Annotated in this window: 13 protein-coding genes; 5 read left to right on the top strand and 8 right to left on the bottom strand. The window is 72.4% G+C overall.

Annotation, left to right across the window (positions count from 1 at the left end):
* Positions 1 to 163 precede the first annotated feature (163 nt).
* The 3 genes from GPA04_RS09410 to rhmD all read left to right on the top strand — a co-directional run bounded on the left by GPA04_RS09410 (position 164) and on the right by rhmD (position 3,542).
* Positions 164 to 1,117 carry a bile acid:sodium symporter family protein gene (locus GPA04_RS09410; RefSeq protein WP_241680696.1) on the top strand — a complete coding sequence of 318 codons (954 nt, stop codon included), beginning with the start codon at positions 164 to 166 and terminating at the stop codon, positions 1,115 to 1,117.
* A 201-nt stretch (positions 1,118 to 1,318) separates the two neighbouring features.
* On the top strand, positions 1,319 to 2,389 hold the full coding sequence (locus tag GPA04_RS09405) for a zinc-dependent alcohol dehydrogenase (protein ID WP_156223810.1): 1,071 nt from the start codon (positions 1,319 to 1,321) through the stop codon (positions 2,387 to 2,389).
* Complete coding sequence (gene rhmD, locus GPA04_RS09400; protein WP_156223809.1) at positions 2,370 to 3,542, top strand: L-rhamnonate dehydratase; 1,173 nt, start codon at positions 2,370 to 2,372, stop codon at positions 3,540 to 3,542. The genes GPA04_RS09405 and rhmD overlap by 20 nt, the downstream gene beginning before the upstream one ends.
* 21 nt (positions 3,543 to 3,563) lie before the next feature.
* Here the strand turns inward: rhmD and GPA04_RS09395 are convergent, their stop codons facing one another.
* The 4 genes from GPA04_RS09395 to GPA04_RS09380 form a co-directional block, all read right to left on the bottom strand.
* Positions 3,564 to 4,424, bottom strand: a complete 861-nt coding sequence (locus tag GPA04_RS09395) for an NmrA family NAD(P)-binding protein (RefSeq protein WP_156223808.1) — start codon at positions 4,422 to 4,424, stop codon at positions 3,564 to 3,566.
* 269 nt (positions 4,425 to 4,693) lie between these two features.
* Complete coding sequence (locus GPA04_RS09390) at positions 4,694 to 5,065, bottom strand: DoxX family protein (RefSeq protein WP_156223807.1); 372 nt, start codon at positions 5,063 to 5,065, stop codon at positions 4,694 to 4,696.
* A gap of 124 nt (positions 5,066 to 5,189) precedes the next feature.
* Positions 5,190 to 5,981, bottom strand: a complete 792-nt coding sequence (locus tag GPA04_RS09385) for an ABC transporter permease (protein ID WP_156223806.1) — start codon at positions 5,979 to 5,981, stop codon at positions 5,190 to 5,192.
* Complete coding sequence (locus GPA04_RS09380) at positions 5,978 to 7,015, bottom strand: ABC transporter ATP-binding protein (protein ID WP_156223805.1); 1,038 nt, start codon at positions 7,013 to 7,015, stop codon at positions 5,978 to 5,980. The genes GPA04_RS09385 and GPA04_RS09380 overlap by 4 nt, the downstream gene beginning before the upstream one ends.
* A gap of 60 nt (positions 7,016 to 7,075) precedes the next feature.
* Between GPA04_RS09380 and GPA04_RS09375 the strand changes: the two genes are divergently transcribed.
* A complete protein-coding gene (locus tag GPA04_RS09375; RefSeq protein ID WP_156223804.1) occupies positions 7,076 to 8,053 on the top strand; it encodes a helix-turn-helix transcriptional regulator in 978 nt (325 codons plus the stop codon).
* Between the two features lie 197 nt (positions 8,054 to 8,250).
* Here GPA04_RS09375 and GPA04_RS09370 read toward each other — a convergent pair whose 3' ends face one another.
* The 4 genes from GPA04_RS09370 to GPA04_RS09355 form a co-directional block, all read right to left on the bottom strand.
* Positions 8,251 to 9,555: an FtsX-like permease family protein gene (locus GPA04_RS09370; protein ID WP_156223803.1), complete on the bottom strand. Its 1,305-nt coding sequence runs from the start codon at positions 9,553 to 9,555 to the stop codon at positions 8,251 to 8,253.
* Positions 9,549 to 10,415: an ABC transporter ATP-binding protein gene (locus GPA04_RS09365; protein ID WP_156223802.1), complete on the bottom strand. Its 867-nt coding sequence runs from the start codon at positions 10,413 to 10,415 to the stop codon at positions 9,549 to 9,551. The genes GPA04_RS09370 and GPA04_RS09365 overlap by 7 nt, the downstream gene beginning before the upstream one ends.
* Positions 10,416 to 10,587: 172 nt before the next feature.
* On the bottom strand, positions 10,588 to 11,733 hold the full coding sequence (locus GPA04_RS09360) for a sensor histidine kinase (RefSeq protein WP_162458569.1): 1,146 nt from the start codon (positions 11,731 to 11,733) through the stop codon (positions 10,588 to 10,590).
* A gap of 8 nt (positions 11,734 to 11,741) precedes the next feature.
* Positions 11,742 to 12,461: a response regulator transcription factor gene (locus tag GPA04_RS09355; protein ID WP_241680695.1), complete on the bottom strand. Its 720-nt coding sequence runs from the start codon at positions 12,459 to 12,461 to the stop codon at positions 11,742 to 11,744.
* Positions 12,462 to 12,572: 111 nt separating this feature from the next.
* Between GPA04_RS09355 and GPA04_RS09350 the strand changes: the two genes are divergently transcribed.
* A complete protein-coding gene (locus GPA04_RS09350; RefSeq protein WP_162458568.1) occupies positions 12,573 to 14,117 on the top strand; it encodes a molybdopterin-dependent oxidoreductase in 1,545 nt (514 codons plus the stop codon).
* The last annotated feature ends 48 nt before the right edge of the window (positions 14,118 to 14,165 follow it).

Here is a 14,165-nt window from a genome sequence, read left to right as displayed (position 1 = left end):
TGTCCGATCGTCGAAGGGTCGCGCCTACGCAGATGCACGGCAGCGGCGCGGCAGGTCTCGGCACGACCGTACGGAGAGCCGATCGACGAGGGCAAGACTTTCGCAGAAGTTTCGGAAAGTTAAAGTGGCCGGCCGAGATCGGCTCGAGGGGTAGCGTCGGCGGGTGCGCCGCTTCGTGGACCCGTTCATCGTGGCGCTGCTCGCGATGCTGGCGATCGGGCTGCTGGTGCCGATCCCCGAGGAGATCCGGGCGGCGCTGGACATCGTGGCCGACATCGCGATCGTGGTGCTGTTCTTCCTCTACGGTGCACGGCTGGCCACACGCGAGGTGCTCGACGGGCTGCGCAACGCGCGCCTCCAAGGTGCGGCGCTGGCGACGACCTTCGTGCTGTTCCCGCTCATGGGGCTCGCGGTGTCCACGCTCGCCGAGCCGCTGCTCGGCGAGAACCTTGCTGACGGCGTGCTCTACCTGAGCCTGCTGCCCTCGACCGTGCAGTCCTCGGTGGCGCTGGTCGGGGTGGCGCGCGGCAACGTCGCCGGCGCGATCACCTCGGCCACGGTCTCGAACCTGCTGGGCATGCTCCTGACGCCGCTGCTCGTGCTGGTGCTGATGCACACCAGCGGCAGCGCCGGGTCCAGCGGCGGCATCCGTTCGGTGCTGCTGCTCCTGCTGCTGCCGTTCCTGCTGGGGCAGCTCGCGCAGCCGCTGATCGGCGGCTACGTGCGGTCCAAGAAGCACCTGACGACCCTCTGGGACCGCGGCACGATCCTGCTGGTGGTGCTCGTGGCGGTCTCGACGGCGACCGCGTCGGGCATCTGGTCGACCGTCTCACCCGGGACCCTGGCGGCGGTGGTGCTGGTGAGCGGTGCGATGCTCGCGGTGGCGCTCGCCGCGACCTGGTGGGGTGGCAAGGCGCTCGGGCTGAGCATCGAGGACCGGGCCGCGCTGCTGATGTGCGGCTCGCAGAAGTCCCTGGCCACCGGGCTCCCGATGCTCGCGGCGCTGTTCCCTGCCGCGATCGCGGGCCCGATCGCGGTGCCGGTGATCGTGTTCCACCAGCTGCAGCTCATCGTCAGCAGCACGATCGCGCGGCGCCTCTCCCGGCGCCCCGGCTGAGGGCCGCCCACCCCTGTGCAACGAATCCGTCTCCAGATGTACCGGATCGCCCGGAACGGGGCACTGCGGGCGATCTGACGACGGATCTGTTGCACCGCCACCGTGCCGGCGAGCGTCTCGGTCCGCGGTGCGGGCCTCGACCTGGCACCGGTGTGATGGGAGGGTGGCAGCACAGAGCGACGGACGAGGGAGCCCGGGTAGATGAAGGCGTTACGGCTCGAGCAGTTCCACCAGCTCGCGGTGGTCGACCTCCCGGATCCCGAGCCTCCCGGTCCGGGCGAGGTGCGGATCCGGATCGCGTTCACAGGCATCTGCGGGTCCGACATCCACGGGTTCACCGGTGAGAACGGTCGCCGCGTGCCGGGTCAGGTGATGGGTCACGAGAGCGTGGGCGTGGTCGAGGCCGTCGGCGAGGGCGTGCCGGGGATCGCCGTCGGCACCGTGGCGACCTTCAACCCGGTGCTTGTGCCCGACGGCGAGACCGCGGAGTTCGCGGGACGTGAGCAGCAGGCTCCCGGGCGGCGGGTCGTCGGCGTCGCACCCGAGATCGTGGCGGCGTTCGCCGAGCACGTCACGGTGCCGGCGCGGAACGTGGTCCCGCTCCCCGCCGGCACCCCGATCGAGCACGGCGCCCTCGTGGAGCCGCTCGCGGTCGCGGTGCACGCGGTCCGCAGGGCGCGGGTGCAGCCCGGCGACCGGGTGCTCGTGGTCGGCGGCGGGCCGATCGGGCAGTCGGTCGTGCTCGCGCTCCAGGGTGCCGCCGCCGGCGGGATCGTGGTCACCGAGCCGACCGCGAGCCGCCGGGAGCTGCTGGACCGGCTCGGCGCCGTCGCGATCGACCCGACCGGCCCCGACGTCGAGGCCCAGATCCACGCGGCGCTCGGCGGCGCCGCCGATGTGGCGATCGACGCCGTCGGGATCTCGGCCTCGCTGGCGACGGCGCTGAGCGCGACCCGCCTCGGCGCCCGCATCTGCCTCGTCGGGATGGGCTCACCGCAGCTGTCGCTCGACGCCTACCTCGTCACGACCGCGGAGCGCGAGCTCGTGGGCAGCTTCGCCTACTCCGCAGACGACTTCCGCACCGCGGCGGCCTGGATCGCCGCCGAGCCGGACAAGGCCCGCTCGCTCATCTCGAGAACCGTCCCGCTGACGGAGGCGGCTGCCGCCTTCACCGCTCTCGCCGCGCACGCGGACGTACCGGGCAAGGTCCTGGTGACTCTCGCCGTCGACCTCGATCCCGGCAGGAGCAGCGATGCGCACGACCATCCGTGAGGTCCGCGCCTACACCGTGCGGGGCAAGGGCGCCGACTACCACGACCAGCCGGGCGCGCACTGGATCGACGACCACATCGCGACACCGATGTCCGTCTACCCCGAGTACCGGCAGTCGCGCCGGTCGTTCGGCATCGACGTGCTCGGCACGCTCGTCGTGGAGATCGAGGCGAGCGACGGGACGATCGGGTTCGCCGTCACCACGGCGGGCGAGATCGGAGCCTGGATCGTCGAGAACCACCTGGCCCGGTTCCTCGAGGGCCGCGAGGTCACCGATCTGGAGCGCATCTGGGACCAGATGTACCGCTCGACCCTGTACTACGGGCGGCGCGGCGTGGTGCTCAACACGATCTCCGGCGTCGACCTCGCCCTGTACGACCTGCTGGGCCGGTTGCGCGGCGAGCCCGTGTACGCGCTGCTGGGCGGCCCGGTCCGCGACGAGCTGACGTTCTACGCCACCGGAGCCAGGCCTGACATCGCGCAGCAGCTCGGCTTCATCGGCGGGAAGATGCCGATCCATCACGCTCCTGCGGAAGGGCAGCGGGGCTTCGAGGCGAACATCGCCGCGCTCGCCGACATGCGCGCACGCGTGGGGAGCGGCTTCTGGCTGATGTGGGACGCGTGGATGTCGCTCGACGTCGAGTACGCCACCCGGCTCGCGCACGCCGCCGTCGAGCACGAGCTGCGATGGCTCGAGGAGGCGCTGATCCCGGACGACTACTGGGGCTACGCCCAGCTCAAGCGCCAGGCGCCGCCCAGCGTGCTCATCACCACCGGCGAGCACGAGGCCACCCGGTGGGGCTTCCGGCAGCTGCTGGAGACCGGCGTCGACATCATCCAGCCGGACGTCAACTGGTGCGGCGGCATCACCGAGCTGATCAAGATCTCGGCGCTGGCCGACGCCCACGGCGCGATGGTGGTCCCGCACGGCTCGAGCGTGTACAGCTACCACTTCGTGATCACCCGGACCAACAGCCCGTTCTCTGAGTTCCTCATGATGCACGAGACCGCCGAGGAGGTGGTGCCGATGTTCGCACCGCTCCTGCTCGGCGAGCCTGTGCCCGAGAACGGGCGGCTGCGACTGCCCGAGACGCCCGGCTTCGGCGTCGAGCTCAACCCCGACGTGCCGCGCGAGCGGCCGTACACGCACTGAGCCTGTCGCCGCTGCTGCCGATCAGGTCAGGTGGGCGGATGCCCAGCTCCTGAGCGTCGTCGGCGTCGTCGTGACGTACGAGCGCGGCTGCTCGGGCGTGTAGTCGTCCCGGATGCCGGCGGTCATGCCGACGATCGCCTCGACCGAGTCCTGACCCATGCCCAGCGACGCCAGCTGGGTGCGGACGTCGTCGTCGCTGACCTGGTTGACGGTGACGTCGTGCCCCAGGACCTCGGCGAGCACCGACGCGACGTCACGGAACGAGAGGTCTTCGGGCCCGTGGACGCCCTGGACGTGGCGACCCGTCCACGAGCCGCCGAGGAGCCTGGACGCCGCCACCGCGGCGACATCAGCCGGCGCGACCCAGGGCAACGGGCGATCGGGGTCCATCGCCGTGCTCAGCGCGCCGCTGCGGATCCCCTCGGCGTCCATGAGCAGGTTGGTGAAGAAGTACCCGCACCGCAGATGGGTGACGGAGGCACCGCAGGCGTCGAGTGCGACCTCGATCGCCGCGAGGCCGTCGATCTCACCGACGCCCTGGCGCTTCTCCGCGCCACCGCTCGACTGGAACACGACGCGTTCGATGCCGTTGCGCTGCACGGCCGCGCTGAGGTGCTCCGCGACCTCTCGGTGGGCCGCGACCGGATCGCGATCCATCGCTGTCGGACTCACCCAGTAGAGCGCGCTCAGGCCGGCCGTCGCGTCGATCACCGACTGCGGATCCCCGACATCGCAGGTGGCGGTCTCCACCAGCTCCGACACCTCCGAGTCCAGCGTGCCCGGATCACGGAGCAGCGCACGGGGGCGCTCGCCGGCCTGGATCAGCAGGCGCAGCACATGAGCGCCGACGTTCCCCTTCGGTGCCATGACGCCTGTCGTCATCGTTCTCTCCCTTCGTGTCGGGGCGCTGCGAGCAGGAGGTGCGCTCGCGCGCCGTGCGGTGATGGTCGGTGGGCTCGCCTCACGGCTGCCCGTCATGGTTCCCAGCCGACGTCCTGCGCCGGCTGGGTCGGATCTCCAGCATCACAGGTGCCCTCTCGAGCGCACACGAGAAGGTCCCGCGAGCAGCGGCCGAAGCTCGATGTCCCCTCGCCGAGGCCGCCGGTCCCGCTGAGCGAGAGCGAGTGGCGAGGGGCTGCTGATCGTGCTGCTCACGCCCCGGCCGAGGGCATCAGCCCGAGCGCGGCCGCGGCTGCCGACAGCACCGCCAGGACCAGCGGGAACGCATACGCCTCGTCGCGGCGGACGTGCGTGATCACGCCGCCGACCATCATCGCGGCCAGCGCGCACGCCGCGACCGGGCTGAGCAACGGAACGATGTCGAGCAGCATCGGCAGCACGAGGCCGACGGCGCCGACCACCTCGGCGCCCCCGATCAGCTTGATCTGTCCGGATGTGAAGTCCTCGACGTAGTCCAGTCCCGCCGCGGCTAGCGCCGCTCTCGGGCGAACCAGCTTGCTGAGGCCGGCCGCCAGGAACACGGCCGCGAGCGAGCCGGCGAGTCCCCAGTAGGCGATCAACATGACGACATCTCCCTTCCCGAGCGGCGCACCTCGCGCCGCCCCGGACAGTCTTCAAGGACGCTCCCCGTGCCGATATCCGCCGATCGGAGGATCCCCCGACGCGACCGCGGGCGCCACGCACGGCTCAGCTGCTGCGCCGGATCGCTCTCACCCCGACCGCGAGCCCGACCGCGGCGAGCGCGGCCGCAGCCACCCACCCCCACAGCACCTCGGGTGCCCCGAGCGAGCCGGTCAGCAGCGCTCGTTCGGCGTCGACCACGTACGAGACGGGGTTGACGGCGGCCACGGCTCGCATCCACGCCGGACCGCCGTCGAGCGGGAGCAGCACACCGGACAGGATCAGCAGCGGGAAGATCAGGCTCTGCTGGACACCCCAGAACAGCCACTCGCGCTGCTTGGTCGCCAGCGCCAGGGAGTAGCTGAGCGCGCCCAGCCCGATCCCGAACACCCCCAGCAGCGCCAGCCCGGCCACCAGCCCGAGCGGGTGGGCACGGAACCCGAAGGGCAGCGCGATCGCCACGATCAGCAACGCCTGCACGATGATCGGTGCCACCTCCTTGAGCGCGCGCCCGATCAGCAGCGAGGACCGCGACAGCGGTGCGACCAGGGTGCGTTCGTGAGAGCCGGTCATCATCTCGTACTGCAGGTTGGAGCCGGTCGCACCGGTGCCGAACAGCACGATCATGACCAGCACACCCGGCACGAACCACGACAGCGTGCCCGCCAGGTCTCCTCCGGACTGCGCCACCAGCAGCGGCCCGAACAGGCCCAGGAACACCAGCGGTTGCACCAGGCTGAAGATCAACGAGAACGGGTCCCGGACGACCGGCTTCAGCTCACGGATCAGCACGTTCCAGGTGTCCCGCCCGAGCTGGGGTCGGACGATCCTGGCGGTGGCGGTGGCGGTGGCGGTCATCGGGTGCTCCCTTCGAGCGTGTGGGACTCGGTGTCGGTGGTGGCGGGCGCGTCGTCACCCTCGGGCTGGTCGGCGTCGCGGAGGGTGCGGCCGGTGAGGGCGAGGAACACGTCGTCGAGGGTCGGCGGGACCGCGGTGGCGGTGGCCACCCCGATGCCCTCGTGATCGAGCTCGCGCAGCAGCCGCGGCAGCAGCGCGGATCCCGACGGAGCCGTGAACGCGAGCGTCCGGTCGCCCCGGTGCTCCGCCGTCGCCCCGGCGAGACGCCCGACGGCGGAGCTCGCCCGGGCGAGGTCGCCTCCCTCCTCGAGGGTGAGGGTCAGGGCGTCGCCGGCGAGGTCGGCCTTGAGCGCGGCCGCGGTGTCATCGGCGATGACCCTGCCGCTGTCCATCACCATCACCCGCTCGGCGTACCGGTCGGCCTCCTCGAGGTAGTGGGTGGTGAGGAAGACGGTGGTGCCGTAGCGGGCGCGCAGCGCGATGATGTGCTCCCACAGGTTGGCGCGGCTCTGCGGGTCCAGGCCGGTGGAGGGCTCGTCGAGGAACAGCACCTCCGGCGCGTGGATGAGGCCGAGCGCGATGTCGAGGCGGCGCTTCTGCCCGCCGGAGAGCTGCTGCACGGTGCGGGTGGCGAAGGCGTCCAGCTCGAGCGAGGCGATGAGCTCGTCGGCGCGCTCGGTCCGCTCGCGCCGGCCCATGCCGTAGAAGGCGCCCTGGCTGAGCAGCTCGTCGCGGACGCGCTGCGCGAAGCTGCCCGAGCTGCCCTGGCCCACGTAGCCGATGCGCGAGCGCACGCCGGCTGGTTCCTTCTGGATGTCGTACCCGGCCACGGTGGCGCTGCCCGCGGTCGGCGGGATCAGCGTGGTCAGCATGCGCAGGCTGGTCGACTTGCCGGCGCCGTTCGGACCGAGGAAGGCGACGAGCGCGCCGCGCTGGACGTCGACGGTGAGGTCGGTGACCGCTTCGACCTCGGACTTCTTGACGGTGAATCGCTTGGTGAGGCCCTGGGTGGAGATGACGGTGTCGGAAGGCATGACTCGACGGTAGGACTCGATGCGGACAGCAACAGTCCTCGATTCGAGGAGGATGGTGACATGGCCGACACCACCGAGCGAATCCTCGCGCTGCTCAACCTGCTGCAGACCCACCGGCACTGGGCCGGGCGCGAGCTCGCCGACCGGCTCGCGGTCACCGAGCGCACCGTGCGCCGCGACATCGACCGGCTCCGCGGCCTCGGCTACCGCGTGACGTCGGCGCCCGGCGTCGAGGGCGGCTACCGGCTGGCGCCGGGCAACGCGCTGCCGCCGCTGCTGCTCAACGACGACGAGGCGGTCGCGATCGGTATCGGGCTGCGGCTGGCCGCCACGCAGCGGCTGGTCGACGGCCCGCACACCACGCTCTCGGCCCTGGCCAAGATCGAGCAGGTGCTGCCCCCGACGCTGCGCACGCGGGTCAACGCGCTCGCGGCGGCGATCCGGCCGACGGGTGTGCATCGCGGGTCGGTGGTCTCGGGCCCGGTGCTGGGCGAGCTCGCGCTCGCGTGCCGTGACCACGAACGGCTGCGCTTCAGCTACACGAGCGCCGGCGGCGAGACCAGCGAGCGTCGGGTGGAGCCGTACGCCCTGGCGCCCGCCGACCGGCACTGGTACCTGCTCTGCTGGGACCGGGACCGCGACGACTGGCGCACGTTCCGTGTCGACCGGCTCAGCGCCGTCGAGCACACGCACATGCGGTTCGAGCCGCGCGAGATCTCGGCCGCGGAGGTCGACGAGCTCATCTTCATCGCCTCCCAGTGGGTGCGGAAGCCTCTGGAGGCCGACGTGGTGATGGACATGCCGCTCGCGCAGATGAAGGAGTGGTTCGGGAACTGGGCGCAGGGCGCCGTCGTGGAGGATGAGAGCCGTACCCGGTGGCCGGTCGGTGGCTCGGACTTCCGCGAGACGATGTACGGGATGTCCTGGGTGCCCCCGGGCGTCACGTACACCACCGACCTGCCGGAGCCGGCACGGTCCGAGCTGCGCGAGGTGCTCGAGCGGATGCTCCGAGCCCTGGACGCACCTCCACCCTCCTAGCCCGCGCCGACATCGCCCAGGGTCTGTCCGCCGTCATCGACACCCGCAGGACCTGACCGATATCGCGGCCGCGCCGGACACCCGACAGCAGCCGGGCAGAGCAACGGGGCGGTGCGAGCCCCCTCCGGCTCGAACCGCCCCGCGACCCTCCTGGTCGACCGCCCTCCGCGGCCGACCGTGCTGTGCATGCGCCGGCATCACGCCAGCACGGTGCGCACCACCCCCTTGCTCGCCCACGAACCGGCGAGCACCAGGGCGCAGGCGCCGACGACGCTCAGCAGGTACTGGACGACCACCACGGGCTCGGTGAACAGCCCCATCCCGAGGGCCGGCACGAGGAACACCGACGCCGCTGCGGTGGCGAGCAGCACCGCCGCGATCAGCGGCACCCCGACCTCGCGCAGCCGCGCCTCGTCCATCACGCGGACGTCGGTGCCCGCCAGGTGCAGCGCCCGGTACTCGGCGCGCTGGTCGATGATCCGCCCCGCCTGCATCACACCCGTGGAGGTGGCGGCGACCACGGCCGCGATCACCAGGGTCAGCTGACCCCCGGTGCCGATGTCGGCGAGCATCGGGTCGGGGTCGCCCGCCGCGAACATCGCGGCGGAGGCAGCCATGCTCGCGATGAACGTGGCCAGGGCCACGCCACCGACGCTGCGCCAGGCGGTCTTCGGGGCGTCGATGAGGCGCCGTGCCGCGATCAGCGAGGCGGCGGTCTTCGCACGCTTGGCCGCGCGCTTGCCGATCACACCCATCAGCCAGGGGCCGACGATGTTGACGACGGCGAGCCCGCCCAGCAGGAAGAGGATCAGCACGATCAGCGGAGCCTGACCGGAGTTGAACAGCACCACGAAGCCACCGCAGACGACGACGATCGGGACCACGCGGGTCCAGTGCAGCCCGGGCGGCGCCTGCCGCGCGGCCACCCCGAGCGGGGTGATCGCCACGCGCCGCAGGCTCGCTGCCGCCGACACCAGCGCCACCAGCACCACCGCGACCACCGACAGCGGCAGCGCCCACCAGGGCAGCACCAGCTCGGCGTAGCTGAAGGGTCGCTGCTGGAAGGTCACCGGCAGCACGAGCGGGATCAGACCGAAGTAGGCCACGGCACCGATGACGGCACCGATCGCGGCCTGCAGCGTCGAGTCGAGCAGCGCGAGGGTGGACACCTGAGGGGTGGTCGCGCCCGCGAGCCGCAGCGCCGCCAGTCGCTCGTCGCGGCGGGCGACCGCCAACCGGGAGGCCGCGCCACCCAACGTGACCAACGGGATCAGCAGCAGCCCTGCGGCGGTGCCGGCGAGCATCACATACAGGCTGGTGTCGTCGCTGGGCGCCGCCGCGTGCCGCTCGGCGAAGGCTCGGAACCCTCCGAGCACGAGCAGCGCGACCGCCGTGGTCACCGCGAACGCCACCACGGCGAGGACGCTGGTGAGCCGCTGCGGGTCGGTGCGACCGGCGTCGCGCTTGCGCAGCAGCAACCACATGCGCACAGCGGTCACCATGACGCACCCGCCTGGCTCTGCACGGTGTGCGGGACCTGGCCCGCGACAGGGGTGGGGTAGGGGACCTGCTGGGCTCCGCCGTCGGGCCTCACGACGAGGCCGTCACGCATCCGGACGGTGCGCGAGCACCACGCGGCGACCTGCTCGTCGTGGGTGACGACGACGAGGCTCGCGCCGGTCTGCTCGGTCGCGTCGCGCAGGACGCGCAGCACCTCCTGACCGGTGTGCTGGTCGAGGGCGCCGGTGGGCTCGTCGGCGAAGATCACGCCGGGCGAGCACGTGAGCGCGCGAGCGATCGCCACACGCTGCGCCTGGCCGCCGGACAGCTCGCCCGGGCGGCGGTCCTCCATGCCGGCGAGACCGAGGTAGCCGAGCCACTCACGAGCGGCGGCGACCGCCTGGTGCCGCGGCACCCCGCCAAGCATGAGCGGGAGGGCGGCGTTCTCGTCGGCGGGCAGCTCGGGGAGCAGCTGGCCGGACTGGAACACGAACCCGAAGTCCTGACGGCGCAGCGCGGTGCGGTCGCCGTCGGACATGCCGGCCAGGTCGCGTCCGTTCCAGATCACCTGCCCGCTCGTGGACGGCAGGATGCCGGCGAGGCAGTGCAGCAGCGTCGTCTTGCCCGAGCCCGAGGGCCCCATGATCGCGACCGACTCCCCGGCCGCGATCTCCAGGTCGACGCCGGCGAGCGCCACCGCGCCGTTGGCCGGCATCGAGGCCACCGGGCCGGGGCTCGCGGTCTGCTGGGTGCCGCCCGGGGGTACCGCCACCCGCGGGACGGGCCCGCTGCCGGGGCGGGCGTTCGGTGCGCCGTAGACCTTGGTCAGGGCGCGGGCTGAGAGAGGGGATCGCGTCGTCATGCCATCCAGGTTCGTCCCGACGGCGGCCCGAGCGCGTCCGTCGGCGGTCCCGTTCTCGGGTGGTCGGGGGATCCCAGGGGCTGGTCCCGGGGTCCACCTGGAGTCGTAGGCGGCGGCTCTCGTCCGAGCTCGTCGGGGTCGCACGGTGGCATCCCGTCACCTGGCGGGCGGGTCAGCTGGGGCTGGGCAGCGTGAACCCGGCGCGGCCACCAGGACCGGCCTCGACCCAGAGCCTGCCGCCGTGAGCCTCGACCAGCCCGGCGGCGATCGCCAGGCCGAGGCCGGTGCCCCCGGTGCTGCGGTTGCGCGCCTCGTCGGCGCGTGCCCACGGCTCGAGGGCGCGGTCGAGGAAGTCGGGCGGGAAGCCTGGGCCCTCGTCGATGACGTGCACGCGCGGCGCCGCCGCCGGCTCAGGCCGCCCGACCTGCACCGTCACGGTGGACCCGGTGGGCGTGTGCCGCACCGCGTTGTCGATGAGGTTGCGCAGCACGCGCCCCAACGCCTGCGCGTTGCCACGCACACGCACGTGGTCGGTGACCTCGAGCGCGAGCGTGACCTGTCGGGCGTCTGCCAGCGGGGAGAGCGCCTCGATGGCGGTGTCGCAGCAGTCCCCGAGGTCGAGCACCTCCTGCTGCAGGTGGAGCCGACCCCCGCTGATGGTGGCCACCAGGAACGCGTCATCGACCAGATGGGTCAGGGTCTCGACGTCGGCGGTCATGGACCGCAGGTAGCGGTCCGGGTCGGGAGCGACGCCGTCGACCAGCGACTCCAGCGCAGCACGGAGCGCCGCGAGCGGCGAGCGCAGGTCGTGGCTGATGCTGGTGAGCAGCACAGCCCGCTCGGCGTCGAGCCGTTCCCGCTCGGCCTCGAGCTCGGCGAGCCGGAGCGAGAGGGCGTCGATCGCTGCCGCGACGTGCCCGATCTCGTCACGGCGCACCACCTCGGTACGGATGTCGCGCTCACCCGCCTCGACCGCCTGCACCGTGCGGGCGAGGCGGGACGCGGCGCTACTGAGGGAGCTGGACGCGATCAGCACGATGATCGCGGCGACCAACGCCGTGATCACGAGCACCACGAGCACAGGTCCGAGCAGCTGGGCGTCGAGCAGCATGTGCGTGGTGGCCTGCCATGCGCACAGCGCGCCGACGATCACCCCGGCGAGCGTGATCAGCAGCAGCTGGCCACGCAGCGTGCGCAGGCGTGCCGAGACCCGTCGCAGCGCGACGCCCAGGACGACCGCCAGCAGCACCGCACCGCCCAGGGTCAGCGCGGCCACCCCGGGCTGCATCGCCATCCCCGCGAACCAGCTCGCCTCCATCGGTGGCCTCATCCGGTCGGGTCGAAGCGGTAGCCGACGCCCCACACGGTGGTGAGCCAGCGCGGGTGCTCGGGGTCGGGCTCGACCTTCTGGCGCAGCCGGCCCACGTGCACGGTCACCGTCGCGGGGTCCTGGTACTCGGCGGAGGAGTCCCACACCCGCTCGAGCAGCTGTGCTCGGTTGAACACCTGCCGCGGCCAGGTCGCGAGGAACGCCAGCAGGTCGAACTCCTTGGCGGTCAGCGCCTTCTCGGCGCCGGCCACGGTCACCACGCGCGCGCCGGTGTCGATACGCAGGTCGCCGAAGCAGAGCTCGGCCGGCTGGTCGTCGCCGGGCACGGTGCTCGACGGCGTCGCTCGCCGAAGGATGTTCCGCACCCTGGCCACGACCTCGCGGGCCGAGAACGGCTTGACCACGTAGTCGTCGGCGCCGAGCTCCAGGCCGAGCAGCCGGTCCGTCTCCTCACCTCTCGCGGTGAGCAGCACGACGGGGACATCGCCCTGGGAGCGGATCTGGCGCAGCAGGGTGAGGCCGTCGAGCTCGGGCAGCATGACGTCGAGCACCACGAGGTCGACGTGCTCGCGCGCGAGCAGGTCGCGCGCGGCTGCGCCGTCTCCGGCCTCGTGGACGTGGTGCCCGTCGAGCGCCAGGTAGCGGGCCACGACCTCGCGGACCATCGGCTCGTCGTCGACGACGAGCACGCTGGTCGTGGTCGGGTCGGCGGGCACCGGCTCAGGCTACGACCGCCATCCTCGCGGAGAGCAGGGGCGGCCACGATGTTCGAGAACGTTGAGATCTCTGATCGGAGTCGTTGCGATCCGGTCCCTAGCGTCGCTGCCATGACGGAGGAGGGGGTGCGGCTGCTGTCGCGTCGGCGCGGAGCCGTGGCCGGGGCGGTCACGGTGGCGGCAGCGCTGGCCGCGGGCGAGCTGGTCGCCGCGATCACCGGCGTGACCGAGACGCCGCTGCTGGCCGTGGGCTCGCAGTTCGTGGACCGGTTCGCCGCCAGTCTCAAGGAGCTGGCCGTCGCGCTGTTCGGAACCAACGACAAGGCCGCGCTCGTGATCGGCACCGTGGCGGTGACGCTGGTGCTCGGTGCGGTGGCCGGCGGCATCGCCCGCCGCGCCGCGTGGCTGGTGCCTGCGCTCGTGCTCGTGCTCTCGGTGGTGGGCTTCGCGTCCCAGGTCGCCGACCCACGCGGATCGGTGCCGCTCGCGCTGCTCGGTGCCGTCGTCGCCAACGGTGTCGGGTTCGGAACCTGGCGCCTGCTCACCCGAGCCGCGCCCAGGCGCGGCGACAACCAGGCGGCTGCTCCGCCGTCGAGACGGGACTTCCTGACGGTCTCGGGGATCGCGGCGACGGCGGCGGCGGGGACGGCCGCGCTCAGCCGGCTGGTGGCGGGCGCGACCGGCGGCGCGAGCAGCATGCCGGACGGCATCGTGCTGCCGGAGCCGCCGAGCACGGTGCCGCTGCCGGACACCGCTGCCTTCGACGCCGAGGGGATCTCGCCGTACGTCACCGCGTCGGAGGACTTCTACCGGATCGACACCGCGCTGAGCGTGCCGCGGGTGGACGTGGGGACGTGGCGGCTGCGGATCGAGGGTCTGGTCGAGCAGCCGATCGAGATCGACTACGAGCAGCTGCTCGCGATGCCGAGCGTGGAGCAGCCCGTGACGCTGCAGTGCGTCTCCAACCAGGTGGGCGGCGATCTCGTGGACAACGCGGTGTGGCAGGGCGTGCCGCTGCTCGACCTGCTGGCGCAGGCCGGGGTGCAGGCGAGCGCGGAGCAGCTGTTCAGCACCTCGGTGGACGGCTGGAGCTGCGGCTTCCCGGTCTCGGTTCTCGACGGTGAGCGCACCGCGCTGGTCGCCTACGCGATGAACGGGGAGCCGCTGCTCCCGGAGCACGGCTTCCCGGTGCGGCTGGTCGTGGCAGGGCTGTACGGGTACGTGTCGGCGACGAAGTGGCTCGAGACGATCGAGCTCACCACCTGGGACGAGCGCGACGGGTACTGGGTGCCGCGCGGTTGGGCCAAGGAGGGTCCGATCAAGCTCGCCTCGCGCATCGACGTCCCGGCCCAGGGCGCCCAGATCGATGCCGACACCGTGATCGGCGGCGTCGCGTGGTTGCCCGGCACCGGCGTCAGGACGGTCGAGATCCAGGTCGACGACGGTCCTTGGCAGGAGTGCGAGCTCGCGTCGGTCGCCGACGGCAACACCTGGGTGCAGTGGCGGCTCCCGGTGACCGGTCTGGCACCGGGGCGGCATCGCGCGACCGTCCGCGCGGTCGACGCCGAGGGCAACCGGCAGTCCGTCGACGTCAGACCGCCCGCCCCCGACGGGGCGAGCGGGCTGCACCGGCGTGAGTTCGAGGTCGTCGGCTAGATCCGCCGTCGTGCTCAGGGACGTCGTGTCCCACACCGAGAAGAGGAG

Source organism: Pseudactinotalea suaedae (genome assembly GCF_009733815.1).
GTDB lineage: Bacteria > Actinomycetota > Actinomycetes > Actinomycetales > Beutenbergiaceae > Pseudactinotalea > Pseudactinotalea suaedae.
The sequence above is the reverse complement of the archived record's forward strand: the minus strand, read 5'-3'. Positions and strand labels throughout refer to the sequence as shown.